19 protein-coding genes are annotated in these 14,749 nt (G+C 56.6%); 1 reads left to right on the top strand and 18 read right to left on the bottom strand.

Features of this window, described 5'->3' with window-relative positions; genetic code table 11:
- Positions 1-7 precede the first annotated feature (7 nt).
- Positions 8-1,402: an MFS transporter gene (locus tag HU731_RS12585; protein ID WP_186608702.1), complete on the bottom strand. Its 1,395-nt coding sequence runs from the start codon at positions 1,400-1,402 to the stop codon at positions 8-10.
- Between the two features lie 178 nt (positions 1,403-1,580).
- On the opposite strand from HU731_RS12585, the gene uvrA reads away from it, so the two are divergent.
- The gene (gene uvrA, locus HU731_RS12590) at positions 1,581-4,415 is read left to right on the top strand and encodes an excinuclease ABC subunit UvrA (protein ID WP_138761826.1); all 2,835 of its coding nucleotides are present in this window, start codon (positions 1,581-1,583) and stop codon (positions 4,413-4,415) included.
- A 65-nt stretch (positions 4,416-4,480) separates the two neighbouring features.
- On the opposite strand, the gene bfr is transcribed toward uvrA, so the two are convergent.
- The 17 genes from bfr to rplE all read right to left on the bottom strand — a co-directional run bounded on the left by bfr (position 4,481) and on the right by rplE (position 14,748).
- Positions 4,481-4,945, bottom strand: a complete 465-nt coding sequence (gene bfr / locus HU731_RS12595) for a bacterioferritin (protein ID WP_003176400.1) — start codon at positions 4,943-4,945, stop codon at positions 4,481-4,483.
- Between the two features lie 155 nt (positions 4,946-5,100).
- Entirely contained in the window at positions 5,101-6,549 is a 1,449-nt protein-coding gene (locus HU731_RS12600) for a catalase (RefSeq protein ID WP_186608703.1), read from the bottom strand.
- Between the two features lie 237 nt (positions 6,550-6,786).
- The gene (rplQ, locus tag HU731_RS12605) at positions 6,787-7,173 is read right to left on the bottom strand and encodes a 50S ribosomal protein L17 (protein ID WP_003176402.1); all 387 of its coding nucleotides are present in this window, start codon (positions 7,171-7,173) and stop codon (positions 6,787-6,789) included.
- A 41-nt stretch (positions 7,174-7,214) separates the two neighbouring features.
- The gene (locus HU731_RS12610) at positions 7,215-8,216 is read right to left on the bottom strand and encodes a DNA-directed RNA polymerase subunit alpha (RefSeq protein ID WP_003176403.1); all 1,002 of its coding nucleotides are present in this window, start codon (positions 8,214-8,216) and stop codon (positions 7,215-7,217) included.
- A gap of 22 nt (positions 8,217-8,238) precedes the next feature.
- The gene (rpsD, locus tag HU731_RS12615; RefSeq protein ID WP_003176404.1) at positions 8,239-8,859 is read right to left on the bottom strand and encodes a 30S ribosomal protein S4; all 621 of its coding nucleotides are present in this window, start codon (positions 8,857-8,859) and stop codon (positions 8,239-8,241) included.
- Between the two features lie 18 nt (positions 8,860-8,877).
- Positions 8,878-9,267: a 30S ribosomal protein S11 gene (gene rpsK, locus HU731_RS12620; RefSeq protein ID WP_002555466.1), complete on the bottom strand. Its 390-nt coding sequence runs from the start codon at positions 9,265-9,267 to the stop codon at positions 8,878-8,880.
- A gap of 30 nt (positions 9,268-9,297) precedes the next feature.
- The gene (rpsM, locus tag HU731_RS12625; protein WP_003194635.1) at positions 9,298-9,654 is read right to left on the bottom strand and encodes a 30S ribosomal protein S13; all 357 of its coding nucleotides are present in this window, start codon (positions 9,652-9,654) and stop codon (positions 9,298-9,300) included.
- Positions 9,655-9,783: 129 nt separating this feature from the next.
- Positions 9,784-9,900, bottom strand: a complete 117-nt coding sequence (gene rpmJ, locus HU731_RS12630; RefSeq protein WP_002555468.1) for a 50S ribosomal protein L36 — start codon at positions 9,898-9,900, stop codon at positions 9,784-9,786.
- A 28-nt stretch (positions 9,901-9,928) separates the two neighbouring features.
- Complete coding sequence (gene secY / locus HU731_RS12635; RefSeq protein WP_003194637.1) at positions 9,929-11,257, bottom strand: preprotein translocase subunit SecY; 1,329 nt, start codon at positions 11,255-11,257, stop codon at positions 9,929-9,931.
- The gene (rplO, locus tag HU731_RS12640) at positions 11,258-11,695 is read right to left on the bottom strand and encodes a 50S ribosomal protein L15 (RefSeq protein WP_003176407.1); all 438 of its coding nucleotides are present in this window, start codon (positions 11,693-11,695) and stop codon (positions 11,258-11,260) included. It abuts the gene before it with no gap.
- Positions 11,696-11,698: 3 nt separating this feature from the next.
- A complete protein-coding gene (gene rpmD, locus HU731_RS12645) occupies positions 11,699-11,875 on the bottom strand; it encodes a 50S ribosomal protein L30 (RefSeq protein WP_003176408.1) in 177 nt (58 codons plus the stop codon).
- Between the two features lie 2 nt (positions 11,876-11,877).
- Positions 11,878-12,378, bottom strand: coding sequence for a 30S ribosomal protein S5 (gene rpsE / locus HU731_RS12650; RefSeq protein ID WP_003176409.1), 501 nt, complete (start codon positions 12,376-12,378; stop codon positions 11,878-11,880).
- 3 nt (positions 12,379-12,381) lie between these two features.
- Positions 12,382-12,732 carry a 50S ribosomal protein L18 gene (gene rplR / locus HU731_RS12655; protein WP_003186037.1) on the bottom strand — a complete coding sequence of 117 codons (351 nt, stop codon included), beginning with the start codon at positions 12,730-12,732 and terminating at the stop codon, positions 12,382-12,384.
- Between the two features lie 10 nt (positions 12,733-12,742).
- A complete protein-coding gene (rplF, locus tag HU731_RS12660) occupies positions 12,743-13,276 on the bottom strand; it encodes a 50S ribosomal protein L6 (RefSeq protein WP_003194640.1) in 534 nt (177 codons plus the stop codon).
- A gap of 12 nt (positions 13,277-13,288) precedes the next feature.
- Positions 13,289-13,681 (bottom strand): 30S ribosomal protein S8, encoded by a 393-nt coding sequence (gene rpsH, locus HU731_RS12665; protein WP_003176413.1) that lies wholly within the window; start codon positions 13,679-13,681, stop codon positions 13,289-13,291.
- A 208-nt stretch (positions 13,682-13,889) separates the two neighbouring features.
- Positions 13,890-14,195, bottom strand: coding sequence for a 30S ribosomal protein S14 (gene rpsN / locus HU731_RS12670; protein ID WP_003176414.1), 306 nt, complete (start codon positions 14,193-14,195; stop codon positions 13,890-13,892).
- A 13-nt stretch (positions 14,196-14,208) separates the two neighbouring features.
- Positions 14,209-14,748, bottom strand: coding sequence for a 50S ribosomal protein L5 (gene rplE, locus HU731_RS12675; RefSeq protein ID WP_003194642.1), 540 nt, complete (start codon positions 14,746-14,748; stop codon positions 14,209-14,211).
- Between the last annotated feature and the right edge of the window lies 1 nt (position 14,749).

The following is a 14,749-nucleotide window of genomic DNA, read 5'->3' on the forward strand; positions in this document are numbered from 1 at the left end:
CGTTCTCCTAAGCTGGGCGCGCTGTCGGCACTGGGTTGACCAGTTGCTCGAGCGTCGCGCGATCCAATAATTCGGTGTCCAATTTGATGTAAATGGCCGCCTCTTCAGCGACCACCACTGCATCCGTTACCCCTACGACGGCCTTCAGGCGCTCTACCAGGCCGGCTTCGCGGATCGCCTCGGGCGATAGCGGCAAACGCAGGCTGGTGACGTAGGGAGGTTCGCGCATGGTAACAGCAAAGACCAGCCAAAGTGCAGCCAGCGCGGCGCATCCGAGGAACACAACCGACAAACCGCCATGCTGGAACATCCAGCCGCCCATGATGCCGCCCAACGCGGAGCCCAGGAACTGGCTGGTGGAATACACCCCCATGGCCGTGCCCTTGCCGCCCGCCGGTGAAACTTTACTGATCAGCGACGGCAACGACGCTTCGAGCAGGTTGAACGCGGTGAAAAACACCACCGTGCCGATCACCAGTGCGCGCAGGCTGTCGCCGAACTGCCAGAAGAATAGTTCAGTGAGCATCAATGTCGCGACGGCGCCGAGTAAAACTCGTTTCATTTTGCGTTTCTTCTCGCCATAGATGATGAACGGGATCATGGCGAAGAACGAAATCAACAGCGCAGTGAGGTAGACCCACCAGTGCTGCTCCTTGGGCAGGCCGGCTTTTTGCACCAGGGCCAGGGGCAAGGCGACGAAGCTGCACATCAGCATGGCGTGTAATACGAAGATACCTAAATCCAGGCGCAGCAGGTCCGGGTGCTTGAGCGTCGGCAGCAACGCCTTGCGTGCAACGCCCGATTCACGGTGCGCCAGGGTGCCGGTGGAGCGCGGCACCATAAAGGCCACGATCAGGATGCCGAACAACGCCATGCCGCCCGTGGCCAGGAACAGCCCATGCAAGCCAAACGCACGCGTGAGCAAGGGGCCGACCACCATGGCCACGGCAAACGACAGACCGATGGTCATGCCGATCATCGCCATGGCCTTGGTGCGGTGTTGTTCGCGGGTCAGGTCCGAGAGCAGCGCCATCACGGCGGCGGAAATCGCACCGGCGCCCTGCAGGATGCGCCCGGCGATCACGCCCCAGATCGAATCGGATTGGGCCGCTAGCACACTGCCAAGGGCGAATACGATCAGCCCGAGATAGATCACCGGGCGACGGCCAATGCGGTCGGAAATAATCCCGAACGGGATCTGGAAAATCGCCTGGGTCAGGCCATAGGCACCAATCGCCAGGCCGATCAAGGCGGGGGTCGCGCCTGCGAGATCCATCCCATAGGTGGCCAGCACCGGCAACACCATAAACATGCCCAGCATACGGAAGGCGAACACCAGGGCCAGACCGCTTGCCGCTCGGGTCTCGCCGCTACTCATGCGTTCGCTGTGGGGATCGTGCATGGAAAAACCTCGTGTGAACCGGCGGCGATTCTACCAGTCCCATCGATTGAGAGGGTATATGCGGCGCTTTGCCGCGCAGCTTTCATGTAAGGCTGCAAGCGGCGTTTTGACAGTGTATATTCATCCAGTCTTTAGCCGTATACTCCGGCATCATTTACGCCCGCCGTGCGAGGCCATCTTGGACAAGATCCTGATTCGTGGGGCTAGAACCCACAACCTGAAGAACATCGACCTGACCCTGCCCAGGGACAAACTGATCGTCATCACCGGCTTGTCCGGCTCCGGCAAATCGTCCCTGGCGTTCGACACGCTGTATGCCGAAGGTCAGCGTCGCTATGTGGAATCGCTGTCGGCCTACGCCCGGCAGTTCCTCTCGATGATGGAAAAGCCCGACGTCGACACCATTGAAGGCCTGTCGCCGGCTATTTCCATCGAGCAGAAGTCTACTTCACACAACCCGCGTTCCACTGTGGGCACCATTACCGAGATCTACGACTACCTGCGTCTGCTTTACGCACGCGTGGGTATCCCCCGCTGCCCGGACCACGATATTCCCCTGGAAGCCCAGACCGTCAGCCAGATGGTCGACCTGGTGCTGACCCAGCCCGAAGGCGCCAAGCTGATGCTGCTGGCGCCAGTGATTCGCGAGCGCAAGGGCGAACACCTTTCGGTCTTCGAAGAGCTGCGAGCCCAGGGGTTCGTGCGGGCGCGCATCAACGGCAAGCTCTACGAGCTGGATGAAGCGCCGAAGCTGGACAAGCAGAAAAAGCACTCCATTGATGTGGTGGTCGACCGTTTCAAGGTGCGTGCCGACCTGCAGCAGCGTTTGGCGGAATCGTTCGAAACCGCGCTGAAGCTAGCCGATGGCATTGCCCTGGTAGCGCCGATGGATGACGAGCCGGGCGAAGAGATCATCTTCTCCGCACGCTTCGCCTGCCCAATCTGTGGCCACGCCATCAGTGAGCTGGAACCCAAGCTGTTTTCCTTCAACAACCCGGCCGGCGCCTGCCCGACTTGCGACGGCCTGGGTGTGAAGCAGTTTTTCGATATCAAGCGCCTGGTCAATGGCGAGCTGACCTTGGCCGAGGGTGCGATACGCGGCTGGGACAGGCGTAACGTCTACTACTTCCAGATGCTTGGGTCGTTGGCGTCCCATTACAAGTTCAGCCTCGAAGTGCCGTTCAACCAACTGCCGGCAGACCAGCAAAAGGTCATTCTCAATGGCAGCGGCTCACAGAATGTCGACTTCAAATACCTGAACGACCGCGGCGATATCGTCAAGCGCTCGCACCCGTTCGAAGGCATCGTGCCGAACCTGGAACGCCGCTACCGCGAAACCGAATCGGCGAGCGTGCGCGAGGAGCTGGCGAAATTCCTCAGCACACAGCCTTGCCCGGATTGCCGTGGCACGCGCCTGCGCCGTGAAGCCCGGCACGTATGGGTGGGCGAGAAGACCCTGCCGGCAGTGACCAACCTGCCGATCGGCGATGCCTGTGAATACTTTGGCGTGCTGAAGCTGACCGGACGTCGCGGGGAAATTGCCGACAAGATCCTCAAGGAAATTCGCGAGCGGTTGCAGTTCCTGGTTAACGTGGGCCTGGACTATCTGTCGCTGGACCGCAGCGCCGACACCTTGTCCGGTGGTGAGGCACAGCGCATTCGGCTGGCCAGCCAGATTGGCGCCGGCCTTGTAGGCGTGCTGTATATCCTCGACGAGCCGTCAATTGGCTTACACCAACGGGATAACGACCGCCTGCTGGGCACGCTGAAACACCTGCGCGATATTGGTAATACCGTGATCGTGGTCGAGCACGATGAAGACGCTATCCGCCTGGCGGACTACGTGGTCGATATCGGCCCCGGCGCGGGCGTGCATGGTGGCCATATTGTTGCAGAAGGCACGCCTGCCGAGGTGATGGCACATCCTGATTCACTGACCGGCAAATACTTGTCCGGCCGTGTGAAGATTGAAGTGCCCGCCAAGCGAACGCCGCGTAACAAGAAGATGGCGCTGCATCTCAAGGGCGCGCGCGGCAACAACCTGCGCAATGTCGACCTGGAGATTCCGCTGGGCCTGCTGACCTGCGTGACCGGTGTTTCCGGTTCGGGCAAGTCGACGCTGATCAACAACACCCTGTTCCCCCTGAGTGCCACTGCCCTGAACGGCGCGACCACCCTGGAAGCAGCGGCCCACGACAGCATCAAGGGCCTGGAGCATCTGGACAAGGTGGTCGATATCGACCAGAGCCCGATTGGGCGTACGCCGCGCTCCAACCCAGCCACCTACACCGGGCTGTTTACGCCTATCCGTGAGTTGTTCGCTGGCGTGCCAGAGTCGCGCTCACGAGGTTATGGGCCAGGCCGGTTCTCGTTCAACGTCAAGGGCGGGCGCTGTGAAGCGTGCCAGGGCGATGGCCTGATCAAGGTGGAGATGCACTTCCTGCCGGACATCTACGTGCCGTGCGATGTGTGCAAGAGCAAGCGCTACAACCGCGAGACCCTGGAGATCAAGTACAAGGGCAAGAGCATTCACGAGACCCTGGAAATGACCATCGAGGAAGCTCGCGAGTTCTTCGACGCAGTGCCGGCGTTGGCGCGCAAGCTGCAGACGCTGATGGATGTGGGCCTGTCGTACATCAAGCTGGGGCAATCAGCGACCACGCTGTCGGGTGGCGAGGCGCAGCGGGTCAAGCTGTCTCGCGAGCTGTCCAAGCGCGATACCGGCAAAACCTTGTACATCCTCGACGAGCCGACCACTGGCCTGCACTTCGCGGATATTCAGCAGTTGCTGGACGTACTGCACCGCTTGCGGGACCACGGCAATACCGTGGTGGTGATCGAGCACAACCTTGATGTGATCAAGACGGCCGACTGGCTGGTAGACCTGGGCCCGGAAGGTGGTTCGAAGGGTGGCCAGATCATCGCAGTGGGCACGCCGGAGCAGGTTTCCGAAATGCCGCAGTCGCACACCGGTTACTACTTGAAACCGTTGCTGGAACGCGACCGGGCCTGATTTTTCAGGCCCAATAAAAAGCCCCTGTCACTTTGCGGTGACAGGGGCTTTTTTGTAACCGGGAATCAGAACTGCGATTGCAGGTAATTCTCCAGGCCGATCAACTTGATCAGGCCTAACTGCTTTTCCAGCCAGTAGGTGTGATCTTCTTCGGTGTCATTCAACTGCACCCGCAATATTTCCCGGGTGACATAGTCGTTATGCTGCTCGCAAAGCTCAATGCCCTTGCAAAGTGCGGCACGAACCTTGTACTCAAGGCGTAGGTCGGCAGCGAGCATGTCAGGCACTGTGGTACCCACATCCAGGTCATCAGGACGCATACGCGGTGTGCCTTCGAGCATCAGGATACGGCGCATCAGGGCATCAGCGTGCTGTGCCTCTTCTTCCATCTCGTGGTTGATACGCTCGTAGAGCTCGGTAAAGCCCCAATCTTCGTACATACGCGAATGGATGAAATATTGGTCACGAGCTGCCAGTTCGCCCGTCAGCAACGTGTTGAGGTAATCGATTACGTCGGGGTGACCTTGCATCGCCCTACATCTCCCTGCTTGAAAGACTGTAGTTTGAACCATGCTGACTTGAAGGTCACGGGACAAACGGCAGAAAAGTGAAGATTTCCGGAGAAAAGTAGCTGAAATAACGCAAAAACCGCCCAAATGAGGGCGGTTCTGCTTATCGTTTAGAGTCAGTTAAGCGATACACCCAGCGCCTTTGCGATTGCTTCTCCATAAGCCGGGTCAGCCTTATAGAAGTGCTGCAGTTGACGCTGGACCACGTCGCTGGAAACGCCCCCCATAGCACCGGCGATGTTATTGGTGAGCAGGGCTTTCTGCTCATCATTCATCAGACGGAACAGCGCACCGGCGTGGCTGTAGTAGTCCGTATCTTCGCGATGATCGTAGCGATCAGCGGCGCCGCTCAGAGCCAATGCTGGCTCTGCATAGTGCGGAGCCTGTTTCGGCGCGTCGGCATAGCTGTTTGGCTCGTAGTTCGGAGCCGCACCACCGTTGCTGCCAAAAGCCATGGAGCCGTCACGCTGGTAGCTGTTAACCGGGCTACGCGGCGCGTTCACCGGCAGTTGCTGGTGGTTGGTGCCCACACGGTAGCGGTGCGCATCGGCGTAGGCAAAAACCCGACCTTGCAGCATGCGGTCTGGCGACAGACCAACGCCTGGGACCATGTTGCTTGGGCCAAATGCCGCCTGCTCAACTTCTGCGAAGTAGTTCTGCGGATTACGGTTGAGCTCCAGCTCACCCACTTCAATCAACGGGAATTCTTTTTGCGACCAGGTCTTGGTCACGTCAAAAGGGTTCTCGTAATGGGCGTTCGCCTGTGCCTCGGTCATGATCTGGATGCACACGCGCCACTTGGGGAAGTCACCGCGCTCGATCGCACCAAACAGATCACGCTGGGCGTAGTCAGGGTCGGTACCCGCCAAGCGAGCGGCCTCGGCCGGCGCCAGGTTCTTGATGCCTTGCTTGGTCTTGTAGTGCCACTTTACCCAATGACGCTCGCCCTGGGCGTTGATCAGGCTGTAAGTGTGGCTGCCGAAACCGTGCATGTGACGGTAACCGTCTGGAATGCCACGGTCCGAAAACAGAATGGTGACCTGGTGCAAAGCCTCTGGGGAGTGCGACCAGAAATCCCACATCATCTGCGCGCTTTTCAGGTTGCTTTGCGGCAGACGCTTCTGGGTGTGGATAAAGTCCGGGAATTTCATCGGGTCACGGATAAAGAACACCGGGGTGTTGTTACCGACGATGTCCCAGTTGCCTTCTTCGGTGTAGAACTTCAACGCGAAGCCACGTGGGTCGCGCTCAGTATCAGCCGAACCACGCTCACCGCCTACGGTGGAGAAACGCAGGAACGTAGGCGTCTGCTTGCCAACGGACTCGAACAACTTGGCGCTGGTGTACTGGGTAATGTCTTTTGTCACGGTAAAGGTACCGAAGGCACCTGAACCTTTCGCGTGCACGCGACGCTCAGGGATATTTTCACGGTTGAAGTGAGCAAGCTTCTCGATCAGGTGGAAATCGTCGAGCAGCAAGGGGCCACGTGGGCCGGCGGAACGTGAGTTCTGATTGTCCGCAACGGGCGCGCCGCTGGCGGTGGTAAGGACTTTATTCTGGCTCATGCGCATCTTCCTCAGGTCGGGCTTGGAACTGCCGGCTAATCGGCTTGGAGGGAGTATTGACCATCCACATGACACCTACAAATTCATTAAATTGTAGGCATCAATAGAAAATAACTACCAACATACCCAACGCTCATAGTGAAGCGTGTCGCTTGAGGATTCTTGTACGCAGCGCGCTTTTGTTACGCGCACAAAAAACCGGGCACTAGGCCCGGTTTTTCGTTGCAGCTTGTCGTCTTACTCGGCGCTTACAGCTTCGCCGGCAGTAGCACGATCAACCAACTCGACGTACGCCATAGGCGCGTTGTCGCCAGCGCGGAAACCGCACTTGAGGATGCGCAGGTAGCCACCCTCACGGGTAGCGTAACGCTTGCCCAGGTCGTTGAAGAGCTTACCAACGATAGCTTTCGAACGAGTACGGTCGAAAGCCAGACGGCGGTTAGCCAGGCTGTCTGTCTTGGCCAAAGTGATCAGCGGCTCAGCAACGCGACGCAGTTCTTTAGCTTTCGGCAGTGTAGTTTTGATCAGCTCGTGCTCGAACAGCGACACCGCCATGTTTTGGAACATGGCCTTGCGGTGCGAGCTGGTACGGCTCAGGTGACGACCACTTTTACGATGACGCATGGTTCATTCCTTACCAAACTCACGTTCGGTGATTACGACGATCAGGCAGTCGCCTTGTCGTCCTTCTTAAGACTTGCAGGCGGCCAGTTGTCGAGGCGCATGCCGAGGGACAGACCGCGGGAGGCCAGAACGTCCTTGATTTCAGTCAAGGATTTCTTGCCCAGGTTCGGAGTCTTCAACAGTTCTACTTCGGTGCGCTGGATCAGGTCACCGATGTAGTAAATGTTTTCCGCCTTAAGGCAGTTAGCCGAACGTACAGTCAGTTCCAGATCGTCAACCGGGCGAAGCAGGATCGGATCGATCTCGTCTTCCTGCTCGATTACCACTGGTTCGCTGTCACCTTTGAGGTCGACGAACGCAGCCAACTGCTGTTGCAGAATGGTTGCAGCGCGGCGGATAGCCTCTTCAGGATCCAGGGTACCGTTGGTTTCCAGATCAATAACCAGCTTGTCCAGGTTAGTACGCTGTTCGACACGGGCGTTTTCCACCACGTATGCGATACGGCGAACCGGGCTGAACGAAGAGTCAAGCTGCAAGCGACCAATGCTGCGGCTTTCGTCTTCATCGCTCTGACGCGAGTCGGCCGGTTCATAACCACGACCACGAGCTACAGTGAGCTTCATGTTCAGGGCGCCGTTAGACGCCAGGTTAGCGATTACGTGATCGGGGTTAACGATCTCGACATCATGATCCAGCTGAATATCGGCAGCGGTAACCACCCCCGAACCCTTCTTCGACAAGGTCAGCGTAACTTCGTCACGGCCGTGCAGCTTGATAGCCAGACCTTTAAGGTTCAACAGGATTTCAATTACGTCTTCCTGTACACCTTCGATGGCGCTGTACTCGTGGAGCACACCGTCAATCTCGGCCTCGACTACTGCACAGCCGGGCATTGAGGACAACAGGATGCGGCGCAGCGCGTTGCCCAGGGTGTGGCCAAAACCACGCTCGAGAGGCTCGAGAGTAATTTTGGCGCGGGTTGGACTGACAACCTGCACATCAATGTGGCGGGGTGTCAGGAACTCATTTACCGAAATCTGCATGGATGCACCTATTTTCTAGCCCTTACTTGGAGTAGAGCTCGACAATCAGGCTTTCGTTGATGTCGGCGGACAGATCACTGCGAGCAGGAACGTTCTTGAAAACGCCCGACTTCTTCTCAGTGTCTACTTCTACCCATTCTACGCGGCCACGTTGGGCACACAGATCGAGAGCTTGGACAATGCGAAGTTGGTTTTTTGCTTTCTCGCGAACTGCGACCACGTCACCAGCACGAACCTGGTAGGACGGAACGTTTACGGTCTGACCGTTAACGCTGATCGACTTGTGCGATACCAGCTGACGGGATTCGGCACGAGTCGAACCAAAGCCCATACGGTATACAACGTTGTCCAGACGGCATTCGAGCAGTTGCAGCAGGTTTTCACCGGTTGCACCTTTCTTGCCAGCAGCTTCTTTGTAGTAGCCGCTGAACTGACGCTCGAGAACGCCGTAGATACGACGGACCTTCTGCTTTTCACGCAGTTGGGTGCCGTAGTCGGACTGGCGACCGCGGCGTTGGCCGTGGATACCAGGTGCTGCTTCAATGTTGCACTTCGATTCGATCGCGCGCACGCCGCTCTTCAGGAAGAGATCGGTGCCTTCGCGACGAGCGAGTTTGCATTTTGGACCAATGTAACGAGCCATTCTTTACAATCTCCTGGATTACACGCGGCGCTTCTTCGGCGGACGGCACCCGTTGTGCGGGATTGGCGTCACGTCGGTGATGCTGGCGATCTTATAGCCACAGCCGTTCAAAGCACGGACAGCAGACTCACGACCTGGACCTGGACCTTTGACGTTAACGTCGAGGTTTTTCAGGCCATATTCCAGCGCAGCTTGACCAGCACGTTCAGCAGCTACTTGAGCAGCAAACGGGGTGGACTTGCGGGAACCGCGGAAACCCGAACCACCGGAGGTAGCCCAAGAAAGCGCGTTACCTTGACGGTCGGTGATGGTCACGATGGTGTTGTTAAAAGATGCATGGATGTGGGCGATGCCATCAACCACTGTCTTTTTAACTTTTTTACGAGGACGAGCAGCAGGTTTTGCCATGATAATTTTCCTGTCGATTCGCTGGGGCGATTACTTGCGGATCGGCTTACGCGGACCTTTACGGGTACGCGCGTTAGTCTTGGTACGCTGACCGCGTACTGGAAGACCACGACGATGACGCAGACCGCGATAGCAACCGAGGTCCATCAAACGCTTGATTTTCATGTTGATTTCGCGACGCAGGTCACCTTCAGTGGTGAACTTCGCCACTTCGCCACGCAGCTGTTCAATCTGCTCGTCGCTCAGATCCTTGATCTTTGCGGCTGGGTTTACCCCAGCAACTGCGCAAATTTTCTGCGCAGTAGTGCGACCAACACCATAGATGTAGGTCAGCGAGATAACAGTGTGCTTGTTATCTGGAATGTTAACGCCTGCAATACGGGCCATTCAGTGGGACTCCAATTGACAGCTACCTACGCCCCGGAAGCCAAGAAATAGGGCGCGAGATAATATCGCTGTAATAACAAATAATCAACCCGGCAGCGCACTAGCTGCCGGGCTTCAAGCGGATCACACTCAGCCTTGGCGCTGTTTGTGACGCGGTTCCGCGCTGCAAATTACTCGAACAACACCTTCGCGGCGAATAATCTTGCAGTTACGGCACAGCTTTTTCACCGATGCACGAACTTTCATCACCAACTCCTCGAACCTTATGGGGTACTCAGCGCAACATGCCGCTGCCGTAGCCCTTCAGGTTGGCTTTCTTCATCAGGGATTCGTACTGGTGCGAAACGAGGTGCGATTGTACTTGGGACATGAAGTCCATCACAACCACGACCACGATCAGCAACGAGGTCCCGCCAAGGTAGAACGGAACGTTTGCTGCAACCACCAGGAACTGGGGCAACAGGCACACGGCCGTCATATATAGAGCACCGAACAGGGTCAAACGAGTCAGAACGCCATCAATGTAGCGTGCCGACTGCTCACCTGGACGGATGCCCGGAATAAAGGCACCGGACTTCTTCAGGTTTTCCGCTACGTCTTTCGGATTGAACATCAACGCCGTATAGAAGAAGCAGAAGAAAATAATCCCTGCACTAAACAGCAGAATATTCAACGGCTGACCAGGAGCGATCGACTGAGAGAGGTCCTGCAGCCAGCCCATATTTTCAGACTGACCAAACCAGGTACCCAACGAAGCCGGAAACAGCAAGATGCTGCTCGCGAAAATTGCCGGAATAACACCGGCCATATTCACTTTCAGCGGCAAGTGGCTGGTCTGCGCAGCAAAGACCTTACGGCCCTGCTGACGCTTGGCGTAGTGAACAGCAATACGACGCTGGCCACGCTCAATGAACACCACAAAACCGATAATCGCTACTGCCAGCAAACCGATGGCAACCAAGGCGAAGATATTGATATCACCCTGACGCGCAGACTCGAAAGACTGCCCGATTGCTCTCGGAAGACCGGCGACGATACCTGCGAAAATCAACATCGAGATACCGTTACCAACACCACGCTCAGTAATCTGCTCACCCAGCCACATCATGAACATCGCACCAGCCACAAACGTGGATACCGCGACGAAATGGAAGCCAAAGTCACCAGTGAACGCAACGCCCTGCCCTGCCAAGCCAACGGACATGCCGATAGCTTGAACCAGGGCGAGAACGACAGTGCCGTAGCGGGTGTACTGGCTAATCTTGCGACGGCCAGCTTCACCTTCCTTCTTCAACTGCTCCAGCTGTGGGCTGACGGCTGTCATCAGTTGCATGATGATCGATGCCGAGATGTACGGCATGATCCCCAGTGCAAAGATGCTCATCCGCTCCAGCGCACCGCCGGAAAACATGTTGAACAAGCTAAGAATGGTCCCCTCATTCTGTCGAAACAGGTCTGCGAGTCGGTCCGGGTTGATACCTGGAACCGGGATGTGTGCGCCTATTCGGTAGACGATAATCGCCAGGAACAGAAAACGCAGACGAGCCCAAAGTTCAGACATACCGCCTTTGCCGAGCGCTGAGAGAGCACCTTGCTTAGCCATTTATTCCTCGAACTTGCCGCCAGCTGCTTCGATAGCCGAACGCGCACCTTTGGTGGCGCCGATTCCCTTGCCGATAGTGACAGCGCGAGTCACTTCACCGGACAGCATGATTTTCACACGCTGTACGTTGACGTTGATCACGTTGGCATCTTTCAGGGTCTGCACAGTAACGATGTCGCCTTCCACTTTAGCCAGCTCGGACAGACGCACTTCTGCGCGGTCCATGGCTTTCAGGGATACGAAACCGAACTTAGGCAGGCGACGATGCAGCGGCTGTTGACCGCCTTCAAAGCCTGGAGCAATGGTGCCACCGGAGCGGGAGGTTTGACCCTTGTGGCCACGGCCACCGGTCTTACCCAAACCACTACCGATACCACGGCCCGGACGATGCTTTTCGCGACGGGAACCCGGCGCTGGACTCAGATCATTGAGTTTCATCGATTAACCCTCTACACGCAGCATGTAGTAAGCCTTGTTGATCATCCCGCGATTCTCGGGAGTATCCTGGACTTCTACAGTGTGACCGATGCGACGCAGACCCAAACCTTTAACGCACAATTTGTGGTTAGGGATGCGGCCGGTCATGCTTTTGATCAGCGTTACTTTAACGGTAGCCATGATCAGAAGATCTCCTTGACAGTCAGACCACGCTTGGCAGCGATGGACTCAGGAGATTGCATAGCCTTCAGACCCTTGAAAGTGGCGTGAACCACGTTTACCGGGTTAGTCGAGCCGTAGCACTTGGCCAGAACGTTCTGAACGCCAGCAACTTCGAGGACAGCACGCATAGCGCCGCCAGCGATGATACCGGTACCTTCAGAAGCAGGCTGCATGTACACCTTCGAAGCGCCGTGAGCGGACTTCATTGCGTACTGCAGAGTGGTGCCGTTCAGATCAACTTGGATCATGTTGCGACGAGCAGCTTCCATTGCCTTCTGGATCGCAGCAGGCACTTCACGTGACTTGCCACGGCCGAAGCCAACACGCCCTTTACCATCACCCACCACGGTCAACGCGGTGAAAGTGAAGATACGGCCGCCTTTAACGGTTTTGGCTACGCGGTTAACTTGAACCAGCTTCTCAATGTAGCCTTCGTCGCGCTTTTGGTCGTTATTTGACATAACTTAGAACTCCAGCCCAGCTTCACGAGCAGCATCAGCCAGCGCTTTCACGCGACCGTGGTACTTGAAGCCAGAGCGGTCGAAAGCCACTTGCGAGACGCCAGCGGCCTTAGCACGCGTAGCGACCAGCTGGCCAACCTTTGTGGCCGCGTCGATGTTGCCAGTGGCACCATCACGCAGTTCTTTATCCAAAGTCGAGGCGCTTGCCAGGACTTTGTTGCCGTCGGCCGAGATGACCTGGGCGTAGATGTGCTGCGACGAGCGGAACACGCAGAGACGCACGACTTCGAGTTCGTGCATTTTCAGGCGTGCTTTGCGAGCGCGACGCAGTCGAGTAACTTTTTTGTCGGTCATTTGCTATGCCCTACTTCTTCTTGGCTTCTTTACGACGGACGACTTCGTCCGCGTAGCGCACACCTTTGCCTTTGTACGGCTCTGGTGGACGGAAGTCGCGGATCTCAGCGGCCACTTGACCTACCAGCTGCTTGTCGATGCCCTTGATCAGGATATCGGTCTGGCTAGGAGTCTCAGCAGTGATACCCGCTGGCAGTTCGTAATCCACTGGGTGCGAGAAGCCAAGGGCAAGGTTCAAAACCGTGCCTTTTGCTTGCGCTTTGTAACCAACACCGACCAGCTGGAGCTTACGCTCGAAGCCTTGGCTTACGCCTTGGACCATGTTGTTTACCAACGCACGCGTGGTACCGGCCATTGCGCGAGTTTGTTGATCGCCATTGCGAGCAGCGAAACGCAGCTCACCAGCTTCTTCAACGATCTCAACGGACGAATGGATGTTCAGTTCAAGAGTACCCTTGGCACCCTTCACCGAAAGCTGTTGGCCTGCGAATTTGACTTCGACACCGGCTGGCAGCTTAACGGGGTTCTTAGCGACGCGAGACATGCTTATCCCCCCTTAGAACACAGTGCAAAGAACTTCGCCGCCGACACCGGCAGCGCGCGCAGCACGATCCGTCATCACACCTTTGTTGGTGGAGACGATAGACACGCCCAGACCGCCACGAACTTTCGGCAGATCTTCAGCGGACTTGTACTGACGCAGGCCTGGACGGCTAACGCGCTTCACTTCCTCGATGACCGAACGGCCTTCGAAGTACTTCAGCTCGATGGACAGCAGTGGTTTGATTTCGCTGCTGATCTGATAACCCGCAATGTAGCCTTCGTCTTTCAGGACTTTGGCAACAGCTACCTTCAACTTGGAAGATGGCATGCTTACGACGGACTTTTCAGCCATCTGGGCATTACGGATACGAGTTAGCATGTCCGCTAACGGGTCCTGCATACTCATGGGCTAGACGCTCCTAATACAAAAAAATTAGCCTTGCGGCTACATATGTCGCCGAGAATCTCCGAGCACAAAAAACACGGGCTCAGGCGAGCCGCGTATTTTAGACATACTCCAGAAATGAAACAAGCCCCAAAAGGGGCTTGATCCAGATTCAAGGTCACCGGCGGTCAGTATCTTGCGATTCCGACCACCTGGACGTTGAAAGTACTTACCAGCTGGCTTTAACCAGACCTGGTACGTCACCACGCATTGCCGCTTCACGCAGTTTGTTACGGCCGAGGCCGAACTTGCGGTAAACGCCGTGTGGACGACCGGTCAGGCGGCAGCGGTTACGCATGCGCGAAGCGCTTGCGTCACGTGGCTGCTTCTGCAGAGCAACTGTAGCTTCCCAACGTGCTTCTGGACTTGCGTTCAGATCAACGATGATTGCTTTCAGTGCTGCACGCTTCTTGGCGTACTTGGCAACCGTGAGCTGACGCTTCAGCTCGCGGTTTTTCATGCTCATCTTGGCCATGGTCCTACTCCAATCAGTTGCGGAACGGGAATTTGAAAGCACGCAACAGGGCGCGACCTTCATCATCGTTCTTGGCAGTGGTGGTCAGGGTGATGTCCAGACCGCGGAGAGCATCGATCTTGTCGTAGTCGATTTCCGGGAAGATGATCTGCTCTTTCACGCCCATGCTGTAGTTACCACGACCATCGAAGGACTTGGCATTCAGGCCGCGGAAGTCGCGGACCCGAGGCAGGGAGATCGATAGCAGACGATCCAGGAATTCGTACATACGCTCACGGCGCAGAGTCACTTTGACGCCGATCGGCCAACCTTCACGGACTTTAAAGCCAGCGATGGATTTCCGAGCGTAAGTCACAACGACTTTCTGACCGGTGATCTTTTCCAGGTCGGCAACAGCGTGCTCGATGACTTTTTTGTCGCCGATCGCTTCGCCCAGACCCATGTTCAGGGTGATTTTGGTGACGCGCGGAACTTCCATCACGTTCCCGAGCTTAAGTTCTTCCTTAAGCTTAGGGGCGATTTCCTTCCGGTAAATCTCTTGTAGTCGTGCCATG

It is taken from the genome of Pseudomonas salmasensis (assembly GCF_014268375.2).
Taxonomy (GTDB): domain Bacteria; phylum Pseudomonadota; class Gammaproteobacteria; order Pseudomonadales; family Pseudomonadaceae; genus Aquipseudomonas; species Aquipseudomonas salmasensis.

Bases quoted from the DNA above. Each gene is read 5' to 3' on its own strand.
- HU731_RS12585 (WP_186608702.1), bottom strand. From the start codon at position 1,402: ATGCACGATCCCCACAGCGAACGCATGAGTAGCGGCGAGACCCGAGCG.
- bfr (WP_003176400.1), bottom strand. From the start codon at position 4,945: ATGCAAGGTCACCCCGACGTAATCGATTACCTCAACACGTTGCTGACG.
- HU731_RS12600 (WP_186608703.1), bottom strand. From the start codon at position 6,549: ATGAGCCAGAATAAAGTCCTTACCACCGCCAGCGGCGCGCCCGTTGCG.
- rplQ (WP_003176402.1), bottom strand. From the start codon at position 7,173: ATGCGTCATCGTAAAAGTGGTCGTCACCTGAGCCGTACCAGCTCGCAC.
- HU731_RS12610 (WP_003176403.1), bottom strand. From the start codon at position 8,216: ATGCAGATTTCGGTAAATGAGTTCCTGACACCCCGCCACATTGATGTG.
- rpsD (WP_003176404.1), bottom strand. From the start codon at position 8,859: ATGGCTCGTTACATTGGTCCAAAATGCAAACTCGCTCGTCGCGAAGGC.
- rpsK (WP_002555466.1), bottom strand. From the start codon at position 9,267: ATGGCAAAACCTGCTGCTCGTCCTCGTAAAAAAGTTAAAAAGACAGTG.
- rpsM (WP_003194635.1), bottom strand. From the start codon at position 9,654: ATGGCCCGTATTGCAGGCGTTAACATTCCAGATAACAAGCACACTGTT.
- rpmJ (WP_002555468.1), bottom strand. From the start codon at position 9,900: ATGAAAGTTCGTGCATCGGTGAAAAAGCTGTGCCGTAACTGCAAGATT.
- secY (WP_003194637.1), bottom strand. From the start codon at position 11,257: ATGGCTAAGCAAGGTGCTCTCTCAGCGCTCGGCAAAGGCGGTATGTCT.
- rplO (WP_003176407.1), bottom strand. From the start codon at position 11,695: ATGAAACTCAATGATCTGAGTCCAGCGCCGGGTTCCCGTCGCGAAAAG.
- rpmD (WP_003176408.1), bottom strand. From the start codon at position 11,875: ATGGCTACCGTTAAAGTAACGCTGATCAAAAGCATGACCGGCCGCATC.
- rpsE (WP_003176409.1), bottom strand. From the start codon at position 12,378: ATGTCAAATAACGACCAAAAGCGCGACGAAGGCTACATTGAGAAGCTG.
- rplR (WP_003186037.1), bottom strand. From the start codon at position 12,732: ATGACCGACAAAAAAGTTACTCGACTGCGTCGCGCTCGCAAAGCACGC.
- rplF (WP_003194640.1), bottom strand. From the start codon at position 13,276: ATGTCTCGCGTCGCTAAGAACCCCGTTAAGCTGCCAGCCGGTGTCGAA.
- rpsH (WP_003176413.1), bottom strand. From the start codon at position 13,681: ATGAGTATGCAGGACCCGTTAGCGGACATGCTAACTCGTATCCGTAAT.
- rpsN (WP_003176414.1), bottom strand. From the start codon at position 14,195: ATGGCCAAGATGAGCATGAAAAACCGCGAGCTGAAGCGTCAGCTCACG.
- rplE (WP_003194642.1), bottom strand. From the start codon at position 14,748: ATGGCACGACTACAAGAGATTTACCGGAAGGAAATCGCCCCTAAGCTT.